Source organism: Vagococcus sp. WN80Y (assembly GCF_059621045.1).
The window spans coordinates 1-1,874 of the sequence record NZ_JCAQHY010000063.1 but is presented as its reverse complement, the minus strand read 5'-3'; the positions used below and the strand labels follow the sequence as shown (position 1 = coordinate 1,874).

Genomic DNA, 1,874 nt, shown 5'->3' with positions numbered 1-1,874 from the left:
TGTTTGATAAAATCGATGAACTAGGCGTTAACTCAATCCGTACCCTAAGTATGGACGCAATTCAGAAAGCAAATTCAGGACACCCAGGCTTACCAATGGGAGCGGCACCAATGGCGTATGCCTTATGGACAAAGCACTTGAAAATTAACCCAAGTACGTCACGCAACTGGGTTGATCGGGATCGTTTTATCTTGTCGGCAGGTCATGGTTCAGCGATGCTTTATAGCTTGCTACATTTAGCAGGCTACGATGTGACAACAGCTGACTTAGAAAGCTTCCGTCAATGGGGCAGCCGAACACCTGGTCATCCTGAGGTTCATCATACAGACGGCGTTGAAGCGACAACAGGGCCTCTAGGTCAAGGAATTGCGATGAGTGTTGGGTTTGCCATGGCTGAAGCTCATTTAGCAGCTACTTACAATAAACCAACCTTCAACATTGTTGACCATTATACGTATGCGATTTGTGGCGATGGTGATCTAATGGAAGGTATCTCACAAGAAGCGATCTCTATGGCTGGTCATATGAAGCTGGATAAATTAATCGTGCTGTATGATTCCAATGATATTTCATTAGATGGACCGTTAGATAAAAGCTTTAGTGAAGACGTTAAAGGACGCTTTGAAGCGACTGGCTGGCAACATATTTTGGTGAAAGACGGGACCGATTTAGCGGCTATCTCACAAGCAATTGATGAAGCAAAAGCTGATACTACTCATCCAACCATCATTGAAATTAAAACAGTGATCGGATTTGGAGCACCAAACGCCGGCACTAACAAAGTTCACGGAGCGCCTTTAGGAGCAGATGGAATTGCCGCAGCTAAAAAAGCTTACGGTTGGGATTATCCAGCATTTGTGGTGCCTGAGGAAGTGAAAGCAAGATTTAAACAAGCGATCAATGAAAAGGGGCAAGCCGCTGAAGCTGCTTGGAATGAGTTATTTGCTAGCTATAAAGCTGAATACCCAGAACTAGCAGAACAATTTTTAGCTGCTTATGCCAATGAATTACCAGAAAACTGGGACGCAGAAATGCCAAGCTTTGACGTCTCAGATGACGCATTAGCAAGTCGTGTGACAAGCAAAGACATGATTCAAGCCTTAGCGAAAACAGTGCCAACACTTTGGGGCGGATCAGCCGATCTTAGCTCCTCAAATAACACGATGATTGCTGGGGAGAAGGATTTTGAACCAGGGCAATATGAGGGGCGCAATATTTGGTTTGGTGTCCGTGAGTTTGCTATGACAGCCGCAATGAACGGGATTGCCTTACATGGTGGGACACGAGTATATGGCGGGACGTTCTTCGTCTTTGTGGATTACATGCGTCCAGCGATTCGTCTAGCGGCGATTCAACACGTGCCAGTCACATATGTGCTGACTCATGATTCGATCGCAGTTGGAGAAGATGGTCCAACACATGAGCCAATTGAACAATTATCAAGCCTACGTGGAATGCCAAATGTTTCGTTATTACGTCCAGCAGATGGAAACGAAGTGCGGGCGGCTTGGAAACTAGCAATGAGTTCAACGGATCATCCGACAGTATTAGCTTTGACTCGTCAAAACTTACCTGTGTTAGCCGGCACAAAAGAAAAAGCAGAGGTCGGTGTAGCGAAAGGCGCGTATGTCTTATCGCCACAAAAAGGTGATACACCAGACGGCATCTTGATTGCGACAGGCTCTGAAGTAGCATTAGCAGTTGAGGCCCAAAAAGAATTAGCTAAAGCTGGCAAAGATGTTTCAGTGGTATCAATGCCAAGTACAGATTTGTTTGACAAACAGGATGCAGCCTATAAAGAAAGTGTACTACCAAAAGCAGTGACTAAACGTGTCGCAGTTGAAATGGGTGCAAGCTTTGGTTGGGAACGCTAT

Annotated in this window: 1 protein-coding gene; it reads left to right on the top strand. The window is 45.4% G+C overall.

Translation table 11 applies throughout. The annotated features are described in order from the left end of the window. The coding region (gene tkt, locus AC5KOD_RS02760) for a transketolase (protein WP_496913011.1) at positions 1-1,874 on the top strand (1,874 nt) is incomplete at both ends.